The organism is Melioribacteraceae bacterium (assembly GCA_035362835.1).
Taxonomy (GTDB): domain Bacteria; phylum Bacteroidota; class Ignavibacteria; order Ignavibacteriales; family Melioribacteraceae; genus DSXH01.
The window spans coordinates 1,367,321-1,389,278 of the sequence record DAOSDY010000001.1 but is presented as its reverse complement, the minus strand read 5'-3'; the positions used below and the strand labels follow the sequence as shown (position 1 = coordinate 1,389,278).

Annotated in this window: 19 protein-coding genes; 10 read left to right on the top strand and 9 right to left on the bottom strand. The window is 40.6% G+C overall.

What is annotated here, in order from left to right:
* Window positions 1–1,866: a DNA primase gene (dnaG, locus tag PLZ15_05835; protein HOI29267.1), complete on the bottom strand. Its 1,866-nt coding sequence runs from the start codon at window positions 1,864–1,866 to the stop codon at window positions 1–3.
* Window positions 1,867–2,012: 146 nt separating this feature from the next.
* On the opposite strand from dnaG, the gene PLZ15_05830 reads away from it, so the two are divergent.
* The 4 genes from PLZ15_05830 to PLZ15_05815 all read left to right on the top strand — a co-directional run bounded on the left by PLZ15_05830 (window position 2,013) and on the right by PLZ15_05815 (window position 6,566).
* Window positions 2,013–2,528 carry a DJ-1/PfpI family protein gene (locus PLZ15_05830; GenBank protein ID HOI29266.1) on the top strand — a complete coding sequence of 172 codons (516 nt, stop codon included), beginning with the start codon at window positions 2,013–2,015 and terminating at the stop codon, window positions 2,526–2,528.
* 48 nt (window positions 2,529–2,576) lie between these two features.
* On the top strand, window positions 2,577–4,532 hold the full coding sequence (gene ispG, locus PLZ15_05825; GenBank protein ID HOI29265.1) for a (E)-4-hydroxy-3-methylbut-2-enyl-diphosphate synthase: 1,956 nt from the start codon (window positions 2,577–2,579) through the stop codon (window positions 4,530–4,532).
* A gap of 170 nt (window positions 4,533–4,702) precedes the next feature.
* On the top strand, window positions 4,703–5,809 hold the full coding sequence (locus PLZ15_05820) for a Nif3-like dinuclear metal center hexameric protein (protein ID HOI29264.1): 1,107 nt from the start codon (window positions 4,703–4,705) through the stop codon (window positions 5,807–5,809).
* Window positions 5,810–5,828: 19 nt separating this feature from the next.
* On the top strand, window positions 5,829–6,566 hold the full coding sequence (locus tag PLZ15_05815; GenBank protein ID HOI29263.1) for a C4-type zinc ribbon domain-containing protein: 738 nt from the start codon (window positions 5,829–5,831) through the stop codon (window positions 6,564–6,566).
* A 49-nt stretch (window positions 6,567–6,615) separates the two neighbouring features.
* On the opposite strand, the gene PLZ15_05810 is transcribed toward PLZ15_05815, so the two are convergent.
* The 5 genes from PLZ15_05810 to PLZ15_05790 all read right to left on the bottom strand — a co-directional run bounded on the left by PLZ15_05810 (window position 6,616) and on the right by PLZ15_05790 (window position 12,084).
* Window positions 6,616–7,503, bottom strand: coding sequence for a hypothetical protein (locus tag PLZ15_05810; protein HOI29262.1), 888 nt, complete (start codon window positions 7,501–7,503; stop codon window positions 6,616–6,618).
* A gap of 26 nt (window positions 7,504–7,529) precedes the next feature.
* A complete protein-coding gene (gene radA, locus PLZ15_05805; protein HOI29261.1) occupies window positions 7,530–8,879 on the bottom strand; it encodes a DNA repair protein RadA in 1,350 nt (449 codons plus the stop codon).
* 51 nt (window positions 8,880–8,930) lie between these two features.
* Window positions 8,931–9,662 carry an ABC transporter ATP-binding protein gene (locus PLZ15_05800; GenBank protein HOI29260.1) on the bottom strand — a complete coding sequence of 244 codons (732 nt, stop codon included), beginning with the start codon at window positions 9,660–9,662 and terminating at the stop codon, window positions 8,931–8,933.
* Window positions 9,663–9,763: 101 nt separating this feature from the next.
* Window positions 9,764–11,275: a NapC/NirT family cytochrome c gene (locus PLZ15_05795; GenBank protein ID HOI29259.1), complete on the bottom strand. Its 1,512-nt coding sequence runs from the start codon at window positions 11,273–11,275 to the stop codon at window positions 9,764–9,766.
* A 128-nt stretch (window positions 11,276–11,403) separates the two neighbouring features.
* Entirely contained in the window at window positions 11,404–12,084 is a 681-nt protein-coding gene (locus tag PLZ15_05790) for a hypothetical protein (protein HOI29258.1), read from the bottom strand.
* 130 nt (window positions 12,085–12,214) lie between these two features.
* On the opposite strand from PLZ15_05790, the gene PLZ15_05785 reads away from it, so the two are divergent.
* Together PLZ15_05785 and PLZ15_05780 are read left to right on the top strand one after the other, a co-directional pair.
* Window positions 12,215–13,789 carry a HAMP domain-containing sensor histidine kinase gene (locus PLZ15_05785; protein HOI29257.1) on the top strand — a complete coding sequence of 525 codons (1,575 nt, stop codon included), beginning with the start codon at window positions 12,215–12,217 and terminating at the stop codon, window positions 13,787–13,789.
* Entirely contained in the window at window positions 13,789–14,481 is a 693-nt protein-coding gene (locus PLZ15_05780; GenBank protein ID HOI29256.1) for a response regulator transcription factor, read from the top strand. Before PLZ15_05785 ends, PLZ15_05780 begins: the two co-directional genes overlap by 1 nt.
* A gap of 13 nt (window positions 14,482–14,494) precedes the next feature.
* Here PLZ15_05780 and PLZ15_05775 read toward each other — a convergent pair whose 3' ends face one another.
* The 3 genes from PLZ15_05775 to PLZ15_05765 are packed head-to-tail and all read right to left on the bottom strand — an operon-like array spanning window position 14,495 to window position 17,032.
* Window positions 14,495–15,805: a hypothetical protein gene (locus tag PLZ15_05775; protein HOI29255.1), complete on the bottom strand. Its 1,311-nt coding sequence runs from the start codon at window positions 15,803–15,805 to the stop codon at window positions 14,495–14,497.
* On the bottom strand, window positions 15,789–16,463 hold the full coding sequence (locus PLZ15_05770) for a phosphoribosylanthranilate isomerase (GenBank protein ID HOI29254.1): 675 nt from the start codon (window positions 16,461–16,463) through the stop codon (window positions 15,789–15,791). The genes PLZ15_05775 and PLZ15_05770 overlap by 17 nt, the downstream gene beginning before the upstream one ends.
* Window positions 16,460–17,032 carry a GNAT family protein gene (locus PLZ15_05765; GenBank protein HOI29253.1) on the bottom strand — a complete coding sequence of 191 codons (573 nt, stop codon included), beginning with the start codon at window positions 17,030–17,032 and terminating at the stop codon, window positions 16,460–16,462. Before PLZ15_05765 ends, PLZ15_05770 begins: the two co-directional genes overlap by 4 nt.
* 89 nt (window positions 17,033–17,121) lie before the next feature.
* On the opposite strand from PLZ15_05765, the gene PLZ15_05760 reads away from it, so the two are divergent.
* The 4 genes from PLZ15_05760 to clpX are packed head-to-tail and all read left to right on the top strand — an operon-like array spanning window position 17,122 to window position 21,954.
* Window positions 17,122–17,337: a hypothetical protein gene (locus PLZ15_05760; GenBank protein ID HOI29252.1), complete on the top strand. Its 216-nt coding sequence runs from the start codon at window positions 17,122–17,124 to the stop codon at window positions 17,335–17,337.
* Between the two features lie 27 nt (window positions 17,338–17,364).
* On the top strand, window positions 17,365–18,843 hold the full coding sequence (locus tag PLZ15_05755) for an FAD-binding oxidoreductase (GenBank protein ID HOI29251.1): 1,479 nt from the start codon (window positions 17,365–17,367) through the stop codon (window positions 18,841–18,843).
* Window positions 18,836–20,704, top strand: a complete 1,869-nt coding sequence (locus tag PLZ15_05750) for a tetratricopeptide repeat protein (protein ID HOI29250.1) — start codon at window positions 18,836–18,838, stop codon at window positions 20,702–20,704. Before PLZ15_05755 ends, PLZ15_05750 begins: the two co-directional genes overlap by 8 nt.
* Window positions 20,701–21,954, top strand: a complete 1,254-nt coding sequence (gene clpX, locus PLZ15_05745) for an ATP-dependent Clp protease ATP-binding subunit ClpX (GenBank protein ID HOI29249.1) — start codon at window positions 20,701–20,703, stop codon at window positions 21,952–21,954. The genes PLZ15_05750 and clpX overlap by 4 nt, the downstream gene beginning before the upstream one ends.
* The last annotated feature ends 4 nt before the right edge of the window (window positions 21,955–21,958 follow it).

The window sequence follows — 21,958 nt, the reverse complement described above, 5'->3', positions numbered from 1 at the left end:
TCATCTGTTGTTTGTTTTCGAATTAAGAAGAGATTTTTTCTCTTCAAGCAATTCAATATTTCTTTTAAGCAATTCAAGGTGCAGGCGTTCATCTTTTGATTCGGAAATTATTTTATTATTTGTTCTTATCTGGTCTTCGATCTGGTTGACTAGAAAAACCGTAACCGTATTCATAGCGTATTCAAGCGTATCCTTTTCAATTTTACCGTTGTATGAAATTTCATCCCATTTCTTGCTTATAGTTTCATCGGTAAGGGCTATTTTGAAAATGAAATTGCGGAGCTCCTCGTTTTCAACTCTATCAATAAGATAAGCGGGAGAAAATTTCTGCTGATTGAAACCCTCGAGTGCAATACCCGCAAGTTTTCTATATCGCAGATCGGAGAATAGTTCAGGACTAACCCGGTCGAGTATATGCCCCATTATTTCTTCGTTGCCGCTGAAGAGAAGCCGGACAAGTTCTTTCTCATAAGGATTTTCATGTTGAGAAACACCAACGGAGTTAAGGTTTTCATCGACCTTAATATTCTTCTGTGAGGACCGATCCGGAAAAGGTGTTCTCTGTTTCTGCTGGTTAAGGAAGGTGTTTAATTCGGTTTCGATCAGTTTTTCCCTGAGGTTGAATTTCTTAGAGATTGTTTTTAAAAGCAGATTGCGTTTCAGTTCGTCATCAACCAGGGAAAGGGATTTAACAAGCTCGCGTATCGCTTCGGTTGCACGTGCAGGATCTTCAAACATTCCCGCTTCTTCAAATTGCGAGGTCTGGTACTCAAGAAAATTTTTTGCCGAATGAACCAGTTGATCGAATTGCTCCTTGCCGTTCTTTACAATATATGAATCAGGGTCCTCCCCTTTCGGCAGGGTGATCACTTTTACTTCAAAGTTCTGTTTAAGCAATATCTCGATCGACCGGACCGATGCTTTTTGTCCCGCAGGATCGGCATCGAACAGAATAATGATGTTCTTTGTAAATCTCGAAAGGAGTTGAACCTGTTCCTCTGTTAAGGAAGTACCCGACGATGCAACAACGTTTTTAACGCCCGCCTGATAGAGCGAGATAAGGTCCATATAACCTTCTACCAGAATTGCGCGGTCGAGTTTACGTATTTCTTCTTTTGAATGAAACAATCCGTAGAGTGATCTCCGTTTAGAATAGACCTGCGACTCCGGAGAGTTAAGATACTTTGCAATATCGGTCCGTTTCTCAAGTATCCTTCCTCCGAAAGCAATTACCCTTCCGTTAGGTGAAAAGATCGGAAAAATTATCCTGTGCCGGAATTTGTCGTAATACTCTCCTTTTTCATTAACATCAATCAGTCCGAGTGCTTTTGCTTTTTGAAGATCGACCGAACTATCCTTCGCGTGAAGAAGAAAATTATCCCATCCGTACGGTGCATAACCGATTCCGAAAGTTCTTTGTGTCTGAAGTTTTATCGATCTGTTTTTGAGATATTCACGGGCCTCTTCGCCTTCGGTACTTTTGAGAAGGCTTTCAGAAAAGAAGCGGGCGGCAACAAGATTTATTTCATACAACCCTTCAAGTTCATTCTGCTGTGCGTCATTAATCTCTTTATCATACTGAATTTTGATACCGACATTATCCGCAATTTCCTCAACCGCCTCAACAAACGAGATGCTCTTAAATTCCATAAGGAATTTGAATGCGTTTCCTCCGTTGCCGCATCCGAAACAGTGGTAAATCTGTTTGTCCTGACTCACAGTAAAAGAGGGGGTCTTTTCCTGATGAAAAGGACAGAGCCCAATAAAATTTTTGCCCCTTTTTTTCAATTGAACAAAACCGGAAATTATATCAACAATATCCGCGGCATTTCTAATCTCTTCAATCTTCTGTTCCGGTATTCTCATTTAACTTACAGCTCTCTATTTAAATGTAAGAATCATTCCACAAGCGAAATTATAGATTTTATTGCTCAAACCAAACCTGTACTTAATTGCCGATCAGAATCAATATTTGTATTTTGAATAACAGAAATTGACCGAGTAAACAAAATTTGATCAAGAAAAACGTCTTATTAATCCTGCCTTCAAAGGATTTTAACGAGCAGGAATATCTGGTAATTCTAAACGCACTCGAAAGGTCTCATATAAGTGTCTTTATCGCCTCGGATGCTTACGCTATATGTACAGGTTCGAACGGTTTAAAAGTTAAAAATGATATTCAGGTTTATAACATACACGAAAGCAATTTCGGCGGGATAGTTTTTATAGGCGGGAACGGAGTGAGAGATTACTGGAATAACCGTCAGCTTCAGCAGATTGCCCGTAAATTTCACAACAGTAAAAAGCCGGTAGGGGCGATATGCGGCGCACCAATAATCCTCGCGCGGGCCGGTATTGTATCTGAATGCGCAACATGTTTTCCCGACGACAGAAAAGAACTTGAACGCGAAGGAATTGAATACCGGGAAAGCCCGGTGGTAATTACAAATAATGTTATTACCGCTAAGGATCCTTCTGCGGCTTCAGAGTTTATTAAGCTCTTTTTACACGAATTAGCTAAAAATTAATTTGAATAGAACTTACCGAAGGCCGCTATCGTTTAGAATATAAAAAGTATGATAGAAGGCATCAAAAAATATTGCAACAGTCTCACCCGGTATTCAAGGTACAAAACCAGGGAAGTTTTCATCGGCGATATTCCTCTTGGCGGATCAAACCCGATTAGAATCCAATCGATGACTACTACCGATACGATGAATACGATCGCAACCGTTGAACAGTCGATAAAAATGATTAATGCCGGCTGCGAGTATATCAGAATAACCGCTCCAAGTCTTAACGAAGCGCAAAACCTTAAAAACATAAAGGATGAATTGCATAAACGCGGCTACCATGCGCCATTGATTGCAGATATTCACTTCACTCCTAACGCCGCCGAACTTGCCGCACGGATTGTTGAAAAGGTGCGCGTAAATCCGGGTAACTATATAGATAAGAAAAAATTTCAAACCATAGAGTATACGGACGCCGAGTATGCCGAGGAGATCGAAAGAATTAGAGAACGATTTTCACCTCTGGTAAAAATCTGCAAGGAATACGGGACGGCGATGCGCATCGGCACTAATCACGGATCGCTGTCGGACAGAATAATGAGCAGGTACGGGGACACACCTCTCGGGATGGTTGAATCCGCTCTCGAATTCCTGCGGATATGCGAAGAGAATAATTATCAGAGTGTTGTCCTTTCTATGAAAGCAAGTAATCCGCAGATAATGGTTCAGGCATACCGTCTTCTCATTCAGAAGATGGAAGAAGAAAACATGAACTATCCTCTCCACCTTGGTGTAACTGAAGCAGGCGACGGGGAGGATGGAAGAATTAAATCCGCTGTTGGAATCGGCACATTACTGGAAGACGGTATCGGCGATACTATTCGTGTTTCCCTTACGGAGGAGCCTGAATATGAAGCTCCGGTTGCCATTTCCCTTGCGCAGCGGTATTCCGAAAGAAAGAATCATAAAGAAATTCTACCGATCGATAATTCTCCCATAGATCCGTTCGTTTATTCGCGAAGAGAAACTTTCGAGGTTTCCGGACTTGGCGGAGGAACAGTACCAAAAGTGGTGATCGATTTAAGCAATGAAAAAATTGACGAGCCTTCATCACTCAAAAAAATCGGTTACAGTTACGATCCTGTCACAGATAAGTGGAACATGAGCGACCAGGCAAGCGATTTTATTTATCTTGCCTGCAAAACACTTCCCTTCGATTCGCCTAATAATTTGAAAATTATTTACGACTATAAACACTGGCTCGGGCTGGAGGATAGAACAAAAGGGTTTCCGATATTAACATTTGACGATTTTAAAAAGAAATCCTCTTTATCGTTTGTAATGAATTTTGTTCAACTCGATATACATAATCTTTTTGATAAAGCCTTTGACGAAATAAAAAATAATCCCACCATAGTTCTAATTCTAACAACCACCAATTCACACGGAATGGCAGAACAGCGGCGTGCAGTATTTGAATTGATTAAGAATGAAATTAAAAACCCGGTTGTTATTAAGAGAGAGTATAGCGATACGGACGAAGATCATTTCCGGTTATTCAGTTCCACAGATTTCGGTGCGTTGTTAATTGACGGTATCGGTGACGGAATATGGCTTGGCGGAAAAGACATGAACGGTTCCCTGTTCGAGCCCGCATTTATCAACAGGACAATCTTCGGAATTCTTCAGGCCGCCAGGACAAGGATTTCCAAAACCGAATATATTGCATGTCCGTCGTGTGGAAGAACGCTTTTCGATCTGGTAGAAGTAACAAACATGATCCGGAAAAAGACAGAGCATCTGAAGGGGGTAAAAATTGCGATTATGGGTTGTATTGTTAATGGACCTGGCGAAATGGCCGATGCTGATTACGGATATGTCGGTTCCGGACCCGGAAAAATCACTCTTTATAAGGGAAAAGAAATAGTAAAACGAAGCATAAATTCGGAAAATGCCCTGGACGAACTGATAAATCTTATACGGGACGACGGCAAGTGGGTTGATCTAGCCGAAATTTGAAAGATTAATCTGTTGAGAATAACTTTCCATTGTTATATATTTAGACCAGTTATATGGAAATATTCTTACACGATAAAACAATAATTAGAAAAAAGCCAGGTTATACAGTTAAGTTTTCTGGTTAACAATGCACTCCTTAAATATCAGGTGTGCATTTTTTTTATATATATATGAATGTTGGAGAACTGATTAATTTGTTGGAGGACTGGGCACCCCCGGGAGCGGCATGGGAGAAAGACAACGTCGGACTTCAAGTCGGCTCGAGGCGGGATAAACTCAAGAACATTCTGCTCTGCCTTGAGGTTGACGAAGAAGTCCTGAAAGAAGCAATCAAAAAGAAATGCAACCTAATCTTCTCACATCACCCGCTGATCTTCAAACCAATTAAAAAATTAGACTTACAAAAAGATAAACAATCAAATCTGATAGCCGGTTTAATAAAAAACAATATTTCACTCTACTCCGCGCATACAAACCTCGATTTCACCAGAGACGGCGTTTCCTTCGAACTTGCCAGAATTCTAAAATTGAAAAATATCTCTTTCCTTCAGAATGAAGAAGGTAATCAATTCAAAGTTGTTGTATTCGTTCCTTCGGAAAATCTGGAATCTTTTTCGGAATCTCTTTTTGAAACCGGTGCCGGAATAATCGGCAATTATGAAAAATGCAGTTTCAGATTAAACGGCGAGGGTACATTTAAAGGAAATGAAAAATCGAATCCGTCTGTTGGTAAAAAAGGAGAGCTTGAAAAAGTTAAAGAAGTCCGCCTCGAACTGATTGCAGACGCATGGAAACTTAACCATTTAATCTCTGCCGTCAAAAAATATCACCCGTATGAAGAACCGGCTTACGATATCTATCCCTTGAAAAACCGGAATGCCAATTATGGTGCCGGAGCGGTTGGTTATCTTGAATATGAAATGAGTGAAAAAGAATTTTTAAAACATACCGTTTCTTCTTTAAAAACCGGTCGACTTAAATACTGCAGCGGCTCAGGCAAAAAGATAAAGAAAGTCGCCGTCTGCGGAGGTTCCGGTTCCGACCTGACTGATGCAGCTTTAAATTCGGGTGCGGATGCTTTTATAACAGCTGACATAAAGTACCACACATATCATGATGCACGGGGAAAGATTCTACTTGTTGACGCGGGTCATTATGAGACAGAGATCGGTTCTTTAAATGCTGTAAAAAGAAAAATTGAAAAATTTTTAATGGATAAAGAAACAATAAAAGTTTATAAATATTCCGGCAGCACTAATCCGGTAAAGTTTTATTAACATTAAGGAGTAACATAAATTGATAGAAAGACTTTCAGTTTTATACGAGCTGCAATTAATTGATGATCAGCTCGACGATCTCGAAGAGCTTCGGGGCGACCTTCCTGCTGCAGTAAACGAACTTTCCTCGCAGATTCAGACGCTGGAACAGCAAATGGATGATAAAGAATCCGAGAAGAAGAAATCTTTGAGCAAGCGGAAAGAAAACGACAACGAGGTTGAGCGCCTTAAAACAAATCTGAAAAAATTCAAATCTCAGCTTTATCAGGTAAGAAACAATAAAGAATACGACGCTCTGACAAAAGAGATCGATCATTCGGAAGAGCAGATTACAAAACTGGACAACGAAAGCGTTGCCCTCGAAGATCTGATTCAAAAATTAAAAAACGAGATAAACGAACTTGAACCGCAAATTGAAACTCTTCAGAAGGATCTGAAAGAAAAAGAGAGCGAGCTGAAACAGATTGTTAAAGCCAACGAACGCGAAGAAGCCAAATTATTAGATAAGCGGGAAAAAATTGCGTCAAGAGTTAAAAAGCCCGATTACAATACTTATATGAGAATCCGGAAGGCTCTGAACGGGAAAGCCGTAGTAACCATAAACCGCTCCGCGTGTTCCGGCTGCCATAACGTTGTACCCCCGCAGAGACAGATTGAAATAAGGCAGAGTAAAAGAATTTTCTCGTGCGAATCATGCGGAAGGATACTCGTTTCCTCGGAAATTGCAGAGGAAGCAAAGAAGAAATTACAACTCTAAAATTGATTTCATCTCCCTCCGGCAACCGGGCCTGAGGGAGATGGAGATATTATTTTTTAAACTCCAGCATGATATTTTTTACGAACTCATCGTCCCAGTATTTTTCGATCCTGCCGTTTTTAAGCCAGTAAATTCTGGGCGGCGCGGAACCGATCAGATCAAAAAAATCGCTTACATCAATTATGTGATAAGGAAAATTTGAATTCGTAATCGACCGGAATGAATCAACCGTCGTATCGCCTTCCCTGAAAAAGAGAAAATATAGATCCGGCAGATAATCAAATGTCTGTTTTAGTCCCGCAAGATCTTTGGTTGTCATCTGGCAATGTTCGCAATCGAGACTGGCTACCGCAAGCAGTTTATCCCCTTCAGCCAGATCCACCCTGCCCGCGTCTTCAAAATAAATATATTTGCCGAATTGGAAATCTTCAATCTCTTTTATTGGTGCAATAAGAAACACCGCAACCATCGAAATTACTATTACAAAAAGCGGAACATATACTCTCCCCTTTTCATCTTTTCCCTTTCTGAACAATATGATAGAAAGAAAAAACAGGAGAATATTTTTGAAGATCGATTCAATTGGGGTCATTTTAATCATATCCCCGAAGCAGCCGCAATTTTCCTTATCGCCCAGCACAAATCCTGAATATGCCAGATATGCCGTAAACACAAAAAGCAATGCCCACGTTAATGGAATTGTGAACCGTTTGAGATAATATGGCTGAAGAAACAACAGTCCGATTGCAAACTCTAACCCTATAAATATCCGTACAATCAGTCCGGCGAGTTCTCTATCCGGTACAATCGCCTGATCAATCAGTATAACTTCAACGCTGCCCGGTGAAATAATTTTCGAATAAGCTGAAATAAGAAATGTAATACCTAAAATTATCCGGAGTAGAAATTCAATGTTAAATTTAAATCTGGGAATCATATGATTGATAGAGTTAATTGGAGGAATTATTGAAATATTTTTTCGATTGCTGATTTAATATCATCCACACCAATAATCTGAATAGAGCCCTTTACTTTAACTGATTTAACATTATTACCGGGAATTAAAATTCTCTGAAATCCGAGTTTGATTGCTTCCTGAATCCTCTTGTCAATATGTCCCACACTCCTAACTTCACCGCTCAATCCGACCTCTCCAATAACAACGGTATTCTTTTTTGCCGGCTTATCGCTGTAGCTCGAAGCAATAGCGCAGCAGACGGCGAGATCGACAGCCGGTTCATCAATTCTGAGACCGCCGGCCATATTTAGAAAGACATTCTGGTTGGATAGCCGCAGGCCAGCCCGCTTTTCAAGAACCGCCAGCAGAATTGAAAGACGTCTGTAATCAAAACCCGTTGCGACCCGCTGCGGATTTCCATATGCCGAAGGCGTAACAAGCGACTGAACCTCTAGAAGAATCGGACGGGATCCTTCAATGCTCGATGTTACTACCGACCCGGTAACTTCTTTATCGAGCTCGCTTAAAAAAATCTGACTTGGATTCTTAACCTCGTGTAGTCCGTCGTCGTGCATTTCGAAGATGCCGATTTCATTTGTACTTCCGAAACGGTTTTTCTGAGAACGAAGGATTCGATATGAATAACTTTTCTCCCCTTCGAACTGAAGAACTGTATCAACAATGTGTTCGAGAATTTTAGGTCCGGCGATCATACCGTCCTTTGTAACATGGCCGATCAGAATTACCGAGCAGTGCCGTTTCTTAGCCGACTGCATAAGTTCAACCGTACATTCCCTTATCTGTGTAATCGTGCCGGGAGTATTATCGAGATCCGCCCTGTAAGTAGTCTGAATCGAATCTATAATAACAACTTTCGGATCGTTTTTTTCGATCGAATTCAGGATCAGGTCGAGATCGGTTTCCGTAAGAACAAAAATCGACTCCGAGCGGATATTCAATCTCCGGGCCCGCATATTAATCTGATTGGCGGATTCCTCACCCGTGACATAAAGGACAGTACCGTTTATTCCGGAAGCTGCCTGCATTACGAGAGTCGATTTCCCAATTCCCGGGTCGCCGCCAACAAGGACGACAGAGCCGGGGACTAAACCTCCGCCAAGGACCCGATCGAACTCCCCTATATTAGTCTTTATACGGTTTTCATCGCGAGGTTCGTCGAAAGAGAGTGTATTGAGTTTTGGTTCAACATTAATTTTTTTGCGTTGGGATTTTTTCTCTTCTATAAACTCTTCTGTAAATGTATTCCAGCTTTCACACGACGGGCATTTGCCGAGCCATTTCAAAGATTCGTGTCCGCAGTTGGAACAGATATATTTTATTTTATGCTTGGACATACTATAATTTATTTGCCTTCAATTAACTCAATTTTTATAAAATGATTTTGTTCAGAAGCCGGTCCTTTGTATAAATTTTTTAATTATCGGGTCTTCGCTTTCAAGTATCTGCTGAGGTGTACCTGTAAAGTAGATTTTACCCTCGTGCATCATAGAGATCTTTTCAGCAGTATTTTTAACGCTGAACATATCATGAGTCACGATTATCGATGTAACATTAAGCTTTTCATTAAGTTCTTTAATAAGATCGTCGATCGCATCGGACATAACCGGATCGAGCCCGGTAGTAGGTTCATCGTATAATACATATTCGGGATTAGTAATAAGGGCGCGGGCAAGTCCAACTCTCTTTTTCATTCCGCCTGATAACTCGGCCGGTTTAAGCTTCTGAGTACCCGGCAGACCGACAAGCTCCAGTTTCTCAGAAACGGCATCATCAATTTCACTTTTCGAAAAACCGGTATTATTCTCAACCAGGGGAAGACTCACATTTTCATATACGGTCATAGAATCGAAAAGGGCGGCACCCTGAAAAAGGAAGCCGAATTTTCTTCTGATCTTATAAAGGTCCTTCTTCTCTATTTCACTTATTATTTCACCGTCGACTTTAACCACGCCGTCGTCTGGAATTAGAAGTCCGACAATATGCTTAAGAAGGACACTTTTGCCGCAACCGCTTCTTCCTATTATAGCAAGCGATTCGCCGGTATTTATAAGCAGGTTTACTCCTCTTAAGACGTGATTTTTACCGAAGCTCTTGTGAAGTCCGATTATTTCGATCATTCGATTTTCATTGAAAAAGTCGGATGAAATATAAAAAAGAATAAGGAGTTAAGCGATGTGAATTTGAACGGGCGCCTGAAACAGACGCCCGCTTAATTTTATTACGGATTCAGTCCCGTATGGCATTCAACGCACATCATTTCCTTCCACTCCGTTGTAACAGCATTGCCCGGATGTTTGAACTCGAGGAAAGAATTAACGGAGGCCACCTGCATATTATCCGGTGTTCCCTGTGCATTTATAACGTGACAGATGTTGCAATCCTTAGAGATAACTTTTTTCTGAACGGTCGCATGCTGATCGTTATGACAACGGAAGCAGCCCATGAATTCGAGATGGCCGATATTATTCGGATAAGCATCCCATCTAACTTTCATTTCAGGAAAGATATTTTTGTTATACTCATTCTGTATTCCGGTAATTGCTTTCTTGATAAGATCGTTTTTGTTCTTGAACAGATCCGGATAATTATCGCTGTAAAACTTAGTGATATGATCCTCTATCCCTTTCATTGCTTCTTCGGTAGTAGCAAATTCTTTTCCGATAACTTCAAGAGCGGCAAATTTTATTAGCGTTAGATCCTTTGGAATAGCTCCTGAAGTAATTGCATTGTTTATAAAGAATGCCGGCGGCTGATAATTATGGGAAGGACGGGTATGACAATCCATACAGTCCATCTGGCGGACTTCGAGACTGTCGAGCAGCTTTTGATCAACATTCTGATTTTCATCCGTATAAACAAAAACTTCGCCGGTTTTAGTATTTGTATATCTAACCCATGGTATATTCTGTCTTTTATCGTCTGTGTGTTTGTATTCGATTTTTACGTTTGGATTAATATGCCAATGTATTCCCTCTTCAAGTCCAAATGCACTCAGACTTGAGCCGATCTTCATGGTAAGCGTTATATCCCATTCGGTATTATTCTCGTCATTTAGATAATGTCTTTCGAGGCGGAGCTTGCGCGAATAAAATTTCTGGGGCCAGTGGCATTCCTCGCAGGTTTCCCTGGCGGGGCGAAGGTCTTTTATCGGCGTAGGAATCGGCCGCGAGAAATCGTTTGCTATAACAGCATAGACCTGGCGTAATCCCGAAAGTTTCGACTTCATATACCAATCCGCACCGCCGCCGATATGGCACTCAACACATCCTACCCTGGCATGAGGAGAATTCTGGTATGCAACGTATTCGGGTTTCATTACAGAGTGGCATACAGTACCGCAGAATTCAACGGATTCAGTATAATGGAACGCTTCATAACTTCCCACAGCACTTGCAAGCAGAAAGATGGCCGTTCCTACGGCGAAAACCATAAAGGCGTTCCTGTGGCGTACGTCATTAAAATCGATTACCGGGAAATCTTTCTGGCTGCCGGCAGCAGACTTTTTTTCTTTCCTGATTTTCCACCACATTCCAAGAGGAATGAGCAGCAGACCGATAACCAGAACAGACGGGAGTGCAATGTAGATAATAATTCCAAGGTACGAATTCCCCTGATCGAGTGTAAGACTTATTACAAAAAGAAAAACAATCATAAAGAAGCTGATAAGCGCTATTGTAGCGCCGACTAAGGAGATCCAGTTCTGAGACGAATGCGGCAGTTTAAGCTTCATTGGGAGTTCCATTATGGTTATTGATTCTATGTGGAATTTAAGAAATGAAATCTACTTAGAAAAGACGGGGAGCGCTTTTTTTATGTAAGGAGCCGGTAATCCCGGCTCCTTAAACTATTCTGTGGAATTTACTTGTCGGATTTTTTCTCTTCTTTTTCTTCCTTTTCAACCTTATCGATAATTATTTTCTTAACTTTTCCCTGTGTAACATGCCCGGGCCGTTTCATCCGAATGCAGCAGCCCCCTTCCTTGCCCGACTTCCGGTCAAAATAAATCATATGATCGCCTGCTTTTTTATCCTTGCCGATCATTATTCTGAAGTTGCCCGATTTCTGATTTTCCTCTAAAAACTTCTCGGCTTCTTCACCTTCGTATGTTTTTATCTCTTCCTTGCCGTCCTTCTTTGTAGTAACGGTTACTTTCTTATCACCATCAACAATTCTTACCTCAATTTTTTTATCCATATCATCTTTACCGGACCAGTTGAAATCTTTATCCTTCGAATCATATTTGAACATCATTACTTTCCCGCCTGTATGTTCAATTTCTTCTTCATCAGATAACCAGATCATCTCCGGCATTTTACCGAATGCCCTTAGTTTTTTTACGAGTCCCTCGGCTTCCTTCCCTTCAAAGACAACATCCTTACCGTCGACTTTAACAGTCAGTTTTTCAACTTTACCTTTAAGCTGGTCCAGTTTGGTAGCTGTCTCGTCTTTTTTATCCTGGGCAAAAAGTGTTAGACTGAAAATCCCAAGCAAAAAGAAAATGATAATTAATATTACTTTTCTTGAATTAATATCGGTCATGGTTTCTACTCCTTATTTAGGTCTAAAATTATACTATCTTACAATTGAATTATGTTAACGGATTCTTAAAAGAATGTTAAAAAATGTTAAATTTATGAAATAGACACCGTTATGAATTAAATTTGCTTCCATGAAAGAGAGACGGATAAAAATAATTGTATCGATAGTAACACTTTCGGTGATCGGGCTGGTTGCAATCCAGATTTTCTGGCTGATAAATGTTATTAAGATTGAAGAGGAGCGGTTCGACAGAAAGGTTAATGATGCACTTCGCGGAGTAGCAGAAAAAATTGACCGGGATGAAGCCGCGCAAGGCGTGTTGAGAAAAATTGAGCATTCTAACCTGCAACCAAAGGATTTCAATCCGGTTAATAAATCAACATCCGGTGTAGTGATTACGGACTCAATTTATAGTATCGCGCTCGTAACAGCAGACAGTTCACAAAAACGGGATCTGAATTTTCAATTCAATTATTTTACCGAGGGAAAGGATACAGCGGATATACGTGTGTTCAGGGTCGACTCCTCTTACCGAAACAAAATTATGATTGGCAACAGAGTCGCCTGGAAACAGAAAATAGATTCTTTTGTGGTTAAGCGGTCGGAGCTTGTTCAGGATGTAGTTACAGACATAATCCGAATTAACACAGGTAAAAAAATTGAGGAGCGGATAAATGAAAGCCGGCTTGAGAATTTTCTGTTCGAAGAACTGAAGAAAAACGGAATAGAGACCAGTTTTTATTTTGGCGTTGAAAAACCTGCACGGGATACTATCGTTCTTGTAAAAGAGGGAGCCAATATTAATGAACTAAAAAAATCAACAGCCAGAACTTTTCTTTTCCCTGACGAAATTTTTAACCGGCCGAATCAATTGGTGGTTTATTTCCCGGATAAGGACAGATATCTTCTTACCTCAGTTTCCGGGATGCTGGTTCTATCCATAATTCTCATTTCAATTATATCTCTGCTTTTTTACAAAACCATTCAAATGTTTATTCAGCAGAAAAAGATTACCGAGATAAAAAACGATCTGATAAATAATATAACGCATGAGTTCAAAACGCCGATTTCAACAATCTCTGTAGCATGCGAGGCGTTAAAGGAACCTGATCTTGTTAAAGAACAATCCTCGGTAGAAAGATACAGGTCAATTATTAAGGAGGAGAACGAGCGGTTGAGTATGATGGTTGAAACCCTGCTCAACACAGCCGCATTCGAGAAAGGTTCAGTTCATATAAACAAAGAGGAATTCAATCTGAACGATGCGGTTATTAAAGCGGCCGAGTCATATGAAGAAGTACTTAAAAAGCAGAACGGCAGGATTGAACTCGCCCTTTCGAATGAAAATTTGAGATGCAACGCGGACAAATTTCATATAACAAATGTTATAAGCAACCTGATCGATAATGCCATTAAATATAACGATCGGGAACCGGTAATCAGAATTTCCACTGAATACAAGGACGCTGAAATTACATTAAACATTTCTGATAATGGCATCGGCATTCACAAAGATCACCTGGAAAAAATATTCGAAACATTTTACAGGGTTCCTACTGGAAATATACATAACGTAAGAGGCAATGGTATCGGACTCAGTTATTCGAAGAAAATTTTAGACGCCCATTCAGGATTAATTACAGTAAGTAGCGCACCGGGTGAAGGAAGCCGTTTTGAAATAAAACTTCCGGGAACAATAGTATAATGACAACTCCATTAACAAGAGTATTATTGATAGAAGATGATCTGAATCTCGGAACCATTCTAAAAGAATATCTAAGTGTAAAAGGATTTGAAGTTGTTCACTGTCTTAACGGCGAGGATGGATTAAGAACCTTTGGCCGCAACAGATTCGATATCTGCATAATTGATGTGATGATGCCGAAAATGGACGGATTTACTCTTGCGGGAAAGATTAAAGAAATTTCTTCTGTTCCATTTATTTTTGTAACGGCTAAATCGATGCTGGAAGATAAGATAGAGGGTTTTAAACTCGGAGCCGACGATTACATAACCAAACCATTCAGCATGGAAGAACTGATTCTGCGCATAAATGCTGTGATAAAACGTAATGATCGTAGTGAAGGGATTCGCGGGTATTCGGAATTCGAGATCGGCAAATATTTATTCAACTTTGATACTCGTTCACTTTGCCTTGACAGGAAAGAGCAGAAGCTCACATCCAGGGAAGCGGAACTCTTGAAACTGCTCTGCCAGAAACAAAATGAATTGCTGGAACGGGGCGAAGCCTTACGCAAAATCTGGAAGGACGATAGTTATTTCACATCAAGAAGTATGGACGTTTATATAACCAAGCTCCGGTCTTATCTTAAAGGTGATCCGTCAATTCAGATCGTAAACGTTCATGGTTCCGGATTCAAGCTGATTGTAAACTGATCTGGACTATAATTCAAGAACCGAATATTTTTGATCTCGCACTTCTGAACGGATTAACCAGATAAATATTCGCCGCAAGTCTTCCAATTGTATAAGAAATTATCGCGGCGGTTACACCAGTCATATCAAAATATTTAATCGTCAGGAAAAGAAGCAGAATAACGGCGGATACTTCAATCATCGTTGCATATGTTATCGGTTTTGTAATTCTGACATTTACAAGAAGCGATCTCTGAAAATTGATCCAGACGGTTGTAATCGGGAAAAAGGTATAGATCATCAGCGGGAGAGCTGCAAACCCGGCTAGTTGTTCCGAAAGCCCGGACACACTAATAAGCCAAACATCGCCGAGAGGCGTAAACGAAATAATCGACAGGCCTGTAAAGACGAGCAGAGCCATAACAGCTGCAAAATTTCTGAGCTTTATGAAATCATCTTTCTTCTTAATTAAAGCAATTCCGACTTCCTGATATGACAAACCGAAAGCTCTGAAAATAAACACAAGCGAATTAAGAACCGGGAGAACCGCAAGAGATTCGAGAGCCATCCGGCTCTGCCCCAGAAAGAATGTTACAACCGGATGAATACCGAGCGATATGAAGGATGTAAGTACAAGAGGATAATAAAACCTGACGATCTCTCCATATGTAAGCTCACTTCCGGAATCCGTACCGTTAATAATCTTTTTAATTAATCCGGAAGACATTAAACGTGTTGCAAATGCTTCGGCAATAACTCCGACAGATAGAGCCGATGCCCCGACAACTACTCCATGCACACCCTTTACTCCAAAGAGAAGGATTGCCGTAAGTGACATTGCCGAGAGACGCACAATTGTTCCTAATGCTACCATTCGAGTCATATTATTTCTTATCATTATCCCCTGGTAGAACCGTCTGTAACCTATTGCCGGAGCCCACGGAATAAGAATTGCTACCGCCATATGAGTTAAATGAGCGACGCGTTCAGGAAGATTTAATACGCCAATTGATATAAAATCAAATACCGGCGGATATATTACTATGAGCATTAGTACAATTAATGCGAGATTAACAATATTGACAAAGCTTCTGAGTTTAAAGAAAGAAAATTTCCCATCGACTAGAGCAGTTGATGCGCTTAGCATCATAATCACCGGAGATTCTATAATAAGTGCAAACGAAAATGCGACTCCGTAAGAGGCCAGATTAAATTCCGGGTCGGCTAATCGTGCTATTAGTGCTGTTAGAAACGGTCCTTCAATAGACATCATCAGCCAGGTAGCCAGGAGAGGAAGCCAGAAGATCAGAATTTTTTTATAGGATAGTTCAGCTAAGTCTTTCAATTGTTTTATCCGCCTCAAAAACTTTTTCTACAAATGATTTTAATTTGTTTTCATCCAGCCGGTCTCCTGTCCGGACTCCGGAGCAGAGATCGAGTCCATACGGCTTTACAATTCTTACAGCTTCGTAAACATTTGAGGAATTTAATCCGCCGGCCAGGAATACCGGCACTTTAACATTCTCTCTGATTACTCTGCTTACGGACCAGTCATGGATTCTTCCCGTTCCACCGAGTTCTTTTATTTTCAGATTTTGATTTCCACTGTCTAGCAGGATGGCATCTACATTACGGGCTACTTCAACCGCTTCTTCAACCGACTTGCGGCCGGTAACGTGAATCACCTGAACAATTTTAATTCCCGGCAGTTCATCTCTCAACATTTTATGAGTTCCGTCTGCAACACGGTCGCATAGCTGAATGGTATTTGTCCTGCATCTTTTCTGCTGCTCGATAATCTCAGCAGCAGACTGTCTTGATGTCAACAGGAAAGTAGAAATTCCCGGAGGAACTGATTCTGCGATTTCAGCAATCAGTTTCTCCTCAATTACACCGGGCCCGCTCGGCATGCTCGATACCAGCCCGAGAGCGGATGCTCCGTATTCAATTGCGAGCAATGCTTCTTTTATGCTGGAGATACAGCAGACTTTGATTCGGGTCATTCAGATAATTCCTCTTTCAAAATCGAATAAAATTTTATGTTGATAAATTTTCCCTTCAAAAAAACTTTATCTTTTAACGTACCTTCATACCGCATACCTGCTTTTTCCATTGCCCTGAAGGAGGGAATATTCTCTTCGTCGCAATGTGCTTCTATACGATTTGCATTCAAAACTTCGAAGCCAAATCTGATTACTCTTTTAATTGCTTCGGTTATAATCCCCCTATTCCAATATTTGGGAGAAAGAACGTATCCAATATCGGCGCACCGGTTTTTATCGTTCCATTTTCTTATTGATATTCCTCCGATGACCTTTTTTTCCGATTTTAATTCAACAGCAAAGTCGATATTATCCTGCGACGCAAACATCTCCGCAGATAGTTTCAAAAACGCTTCGGTATCATCCAGGCTTTTATGAAATTCCCAAGGCAGGTATTGGGTAACGGACGGAACAGATGCATACTCGAAAATATCATACTTATCATTTGGGGAGAATCCTCTCAATATCAGCCGATCGGTCTCAAGCCGTGGTACTTCTTTAATATTATTTGAATTAAACGATCCGGTCATGCACAATTATCTTAAAATTGTTCTCAATTTTTATTACAATTGAAGGCAAATTTAACAAATTATATGAACAACAGCGGTGCGGAGCTAAAATGATTTCTAAAGAATTACTTGATATTCTCTGCTGTCCTGAAACCAAAGCCGATCTTGTTCTGGACGGCAACTTTCTTATTTCAGTTGATAAAGAGAGCAGACGCCGTTACAGGATCGAAGACGACATTCCGATAATGCTTATAGAGGAATCTGAAATACTCGATTTAGATGCCTGGAAAGAAATTATGATGCGGCATAATAAGCCGGTAGAATAAAGAACCGGTGTTTAATATTTCCCCGCCATGATAATCAAACAAAACAGTGACGAAATACAGAATTATTTATCGGACGCTTCAAATTACTCTGGAAGCTGCGAAGCGGTTTATTTCCCTGAAAACGAAAACGATGTAGCCGCACTGTTAAAAAAATCTTCTGATGAAAAAAAACGGATAACAATTTCAGGAAACGGGACCGGATTAACCGGCGCACGCGTTCCCGAAGGCGGTATCGTTCTTTCTGTTGAAAAGATGAATAGAATCATCGAGGTTAATGAATCTGAAAAGTACGCAATAGTAGAACCGGGAGTTCTCTTAAAAGATTTTCAGGACGAGGTGGAATCGCGTAATCTGTTCTATCCGCCCGACCCGACCGAAAGAAACTGCTTTATTGGTGCTACCGTTGCAACCAATTCATCCGGAGCCCGAACTTTTAAATACGGCCCGACAAGAGATTATGTTCTATCTCTAAGAATTGTTCTCTCAGACGGTGAAATAATAAAAATCTCCAGAGATCAGTTTAGATCCGACGGTTATGATGCGATGCTACTTACAGAAAGCGGAAAGATATTATCGTTTAATCTTCCTAAGTATGAAATGCCGGAGACGAAAAACGCCGCCGGGTACTACTGCAAAGAAAATATGGATCTTATAGATATTTTTATCGGATCGGAAGGAACTCTCGGTGTAATTACACAAATTAAATTGAAGCTTATCGAACTTCCGATGAGTGTATTTTCATCGGTTGCATTTTTCAGGAGTGAAGATGACGCGTTAAATTTTATAGAACACGCCCGCTCTATATCAAGAGAAAACCGGTTAATTGCTAACAAAAAGTTATCGGCAAGAGGCCTGGAATTTTTTGATAAGAACGGAATTGATTTTCTTAGAGATGCTTACACAAAGATTCCTGATAGCGCTGAAGCGGCAGTATGGTTTGAACAGGAAACAGGAAACGAAAAAGATTCGCCCGAAAGCCAATGGATTGAGATCCTTGACAGGTATAATTGCATTACCGATGAATCCTGGCTCGCCCTCGGTTCGTCCGATGAAGAAACATTCAAAGAATTCCGTCATGCCATCGCCTGGAAGGTAAATGAATATATTACTCAAAAAGGATTGAAAAAAGTCGGAACGGATACAGCTGTACCGGAGCAGTATTTCAAAGAGTTTTACAGGTTATCAAAAAAGATGGTTGAGGAGAACGGGCTTAAGTACGTTATATACGGCCATGCGGGCAATTGTCATCTTCATTTGAATATGCTTCCGGAAAATCCGTTTCAGTTTCAGATAGCAAAAAAAGTCTATTCGGATTTGTGTGCTCTGGCGGTTAGTTTCAAAGGAACTGTATCAGCAGAACACGGTATCGGCAAGGCCAAACGTGAATACCTGATTAAAATGTACGGCGAAGATGTAGTGCGTAAAATGGCCCTGTTAAAACTCGCATTCGATCCGATCAAAATTTTATCGATCGGGAATATTTTTGAGGAAAGATTTCTTGATTAGTTTAATACGGCTTTCGGTTCTATTATCTCTCTTATTTTTCTCACTCTCAACTCACGCCCAGGCAGACCGGCAGGATATCGAAAATAAATACCGGCTCGCACTCAGCTACGAACAGGCCGGGCAGTTTGAAAAAGCCGAAACAATCTACAGGGAGCTTCAATCCCTGGAGACATGGAATCAGGTCTATCTGGATGCTTTGAATAAAATTCTGGTCAGGCAGAAAAAATACGACGAGTCGATTCTGCTCCTCGAAACTAAGATTAAAGAAATACCGGCCGATGTTTCTCTCTACGGAATGCTCGGAACCACATATTATATGATGGACAACATTCAGAAGGCATACGAATCATGGGAGCGCGGCATCAATATAAATCCGAATACTTACGTTCCATATCGTGTTATTGCCAATTATGCGATCGAAAACCGCCTATTCGATAAAGCGATCGAGATTCTTAAACGGGGAAAAGCATTTTCCGGCGATCCTGTAATCTTCTCTTTTGATCTGGCAAACATCTATTCATTAAACATGCGGTTTGAAGAGGCTGCCGAGGAGTATTGCACTCTTGTATCCGCAAAACCGGAACAGTCCGGAATTGTTAAATCACGATTTCAAAATTATTTCGGAAAACCCGGCGCTGCCGAAAGCACAATTAAAGTGATTAAAGAATTTGCCGAAAGAAACAGTCTCCCCGTTTTCAATGAACTGCTTTCATTTGCCTACTCACTTTCCGGAATGTACGATGAGGCATTTGAAAATATTATTGAGTACGACCGGAAAATAAACGGCGGGGGGAATTACATCTTTGCTTTTGTCCAGGAAGCATACAGGAACAGGCAGTATGATATTGCTTCGAAAGGTTACAGATATATAATTCAAAATTATAAACAATCCCCTCTGGTTCAGATAGCCGAAATCGGGTTGGTCAGAACACTCGAAGATAATGTTAACCTGAAAGTAAAAAATAATTCCTCCGGCTGGAAACTCTACGGCAACGACGACAAGAAATTTGAAGAAGAATATTCAGCTGTAATCGTTTCATATGAACGTCTTGCAAAAATATATCCCGACAATGCTTCGTTTATTGAAGCAACTTTCAGAATGGCTGAAATTTATTTCCGTAAGTTGAATCAGTTCTACAAAGCAGATAGTCTATACAATCTGGTTATTAGTAAATCTCCATACTCCAGATACACATCATTATCGTATCTGGGTAAAGGAGAGATTGCGATGAAACTTGATCGGCTTGATGAAGCGGTTAATTTACTGATACAGAGCGGAAGATTCAGTAATGCAGAACCCGACGTAGTTGCCCAGGCGAAACTGTATCTTGGATTAGTCTATTTCTGGAAAGGGGATTTTAACGGTTCAATAAATATCCTGAAAGAACTCCTTCAAAATCTAAATTCTGATCCGGCTAATGATGCAATTGAATACTCCTCACTCATTACATTGGCAAGAAAAGATTCTTTAAACCTTTTAACCTACGCAAAGGCGGACAGACTTTTGTTTCAAAACAAGCCGAAAGAATCCGCGATTGAATTTAAAACTTTAGCTGATAACTCTAATTTGTTTGTAATAAACGAGTTCGCAAAATATAAACTCGCCGAAATTTTAATTTCTGAAGAAAATTTTTTTGAGGCCTCTAAAATCCTCGAAGAGCTCTCAGATGAGTTAAAAGCTGCGATTTTTGCAGATAAATCAACTTTATTGCTCGGAATGACGTATCAATTCGGTTTGAATGACCCGCAGCGCGGCGCGGCAATTTACCAGAAATTGCTTGAAAAATTCCCCAACTCCTTATATTTTGACACAGCAAGAGAATACTTAAACTCAATATCCATAAAAAACGGAAATAAATGACAGATTCCAGAGAACCCAAAAGCGTTAAATGCTCCTTCTGCGGAAGAGACGGCAGTGAGGTTACCAGCATGGTAGCCGGTCCGGATGTTTACATTTGCGATATTTGTATTAAAACAAGCGTCGATATACTTAAAAATAATGTCGCCTCTTTTACAAAAAAAGAAACCTATAATTCTACTTTAACACCCGACCTGATTAAAAAAAGTCTGGATGAATATGTTATCGATCAGGAACTTGCAAAAAAAATCCTTGCCGTTGCAGTTTATAACCACTATAAAAGGATCAATGCTTCAACTTCTCTTTTCGATATGGATGAAATTGAAATTGAGAAGAGCAACATTTTATTAATCGGGCCAACCGGAGTCGGCAAGACACTTCTTGCTCAGACTCTCGCGCGGATACTCGATGTGCCTTTTGCAATTGCAGACGCTACCACATTAACCGAAGCCGGATATGTTGGAGACGATGTTGAAACCGTCCTTGTCCGGCTGCTTCAGGCGGCGGATTACAATCTCGAAAAAGCTCAGAAAGGAATTGTCTACATAGACGAGATCGATAAGATAGCGCGCAAGAGCGAATCGGTCTCTATAACGCGTGACGTTTCCGGAGAGGGTGTTCAGCAGGCGCTCTTGAAAATTCTGGAAGGAACCGTAGCCGGTGTTCCGCCGCGCGGAGGCAGGAAACATCCCGAACAGAGTCTCATAAATATTAACACAAAAAATATTCTTTTCATTTGCGGCGGCGCTTTCGAAGGAATCGAAAATGTTGTTGCTTCCAGAATCAACCGGAACACAATCGGTTTCGACACCGATCTATCCAACAACGAAGTTATGGATAAAGATAACCTGGTCACACAGATTCAGCCGGAAGATCTTACAAAATACGGATTGATTCCCGAGCTTGTAGGACGATTACCGATTATTGCTCCTCTCCATTCTCTCAACGACAAGGCATTAAAGAATATTCTAACCGAACCTAAGAATGCAATAATTAAACAGTACAAGAAATTATTTATGATGGAAGGTGTGGAGCTGGAATTTGATCAGCTTGCACTTGATGAAATTGTCAGGAAAGCATTCGAGCGTAAAACCGGTGCCCGCGCGCTCAGATCGATTGTTGAAGGAATTCTGCTCGATATTATGTACGAACTTCCAACACAGGAAAACATCGATAAATGTTTAATAACTCGTGACGTGGTAACCAAAGGAGAAAAACCCCTCTACATAGAAAGCGATAGAAAAACAGCTTAAAGTA

Excerpts from the sequence above, each read along its gene's own strand:
- PLZ15_05760 (HOI29252.1), top strand. The coding sequence starts at position 17,122 with ATGATTTCTAAAGAATTACTTGATATTCTCTGCTGTCCTGAAACCAAA.
- dnaG (HOI29267.1), bottom strand. The coding sequence starts at position 1,866 with ATGAGAATACCGGAACAGAAGATTGAAGAGATTAGAAATGCCGCGGAT.
- PLZ15_05755 (HOI29251.1), top strand. The coding sequence starts at position 17,365 with ATGATAATCAAACAAAACAGTGACGAAATACAGAATTATTTATCGGAC.
- PLZ15_05785 (HOI29257.1), top strand. The coding sequence starts at position 12,215 with ATGAAAGAGAGACGGATAAAAATAATTGTATCGATAGTAACACTTTCG.
- radA (HOI29261.1), bottom strand. The coding sequence starts at position 8,879 with ATGTCCAAGCATAAAATAAAATATATCTGTTCCAACTGCGGACACGAA.
- clpX (HOI29249.1), top strand. The coding sequence starts at position 20,701 with ATGACAGATTCCAGAGAACCCAAAAGCGTTAAATGCTCCTTCTGCGGA.
- PLZ15_05800 (HOI29260.1), bottom strand. The coding sequence starts at position 9,662 with ATGATCGAAATAATCGGACTTCACAAGAGCTTCGGTAAAAATCACGTC.
- PLZ15_05795 (HOI29259.1), bottom strand. The coding sequence starts at position 11,275 with ATGAAGCTTAAACTGCCGCATTCGTCTCAGAACTGGATCTCCTTAGTC.
- PLZ15_05790 (HOI29258.1), bottom strand. The coding sequence starts at position 12,084 with ATGACCGATATTAATTCAAGAAAAGTAATATTAATTATCATTTTCTTT.
- PLZ15_05765 (HOI29253.1), bottom strand. The coding sequence starts at position 17,032 with ATGACCGGATCGTTTAATTCAAATAATATTAAAGAAGTACCACGGCTT.
- PLZ15_05780 (HOI29256.1), top strand. The coding sequence starts at position 13,789 with ATGACAACTCCATTAACAAGAGTATTATTGATAGAAGATGATCTGAAT.
- PLZ15_05770 (HOI29254.1), bottom strand. The coding sequence starts at position 16,463 with ATGACCCGAATCAAAGTCTGCTGTATCTCCAGCATAAAAGAAGCATTG.
- ispG (HOI29265.1), top strand. The coding sequence starts at position 2,577 with ATGATAGAAGGCATCAAAAAATATTGCAACAGTCTCACCCGGTATTCA.
- PLZ15_05820 (HOI29264.1), top strand. The coding sequence starts at position 4,703 with ATGAATGTTGGAGAACTGATTAATTTGTTGGAGGACTGGGCACCCCCG.
- PLZ15_05810 (HOI29262.1), bottom strand. The coding sequence starts at position 7,503 with ATGATTCCCAGATTTAAATTTAACATTGAATTTCTACTCCGGATAATT.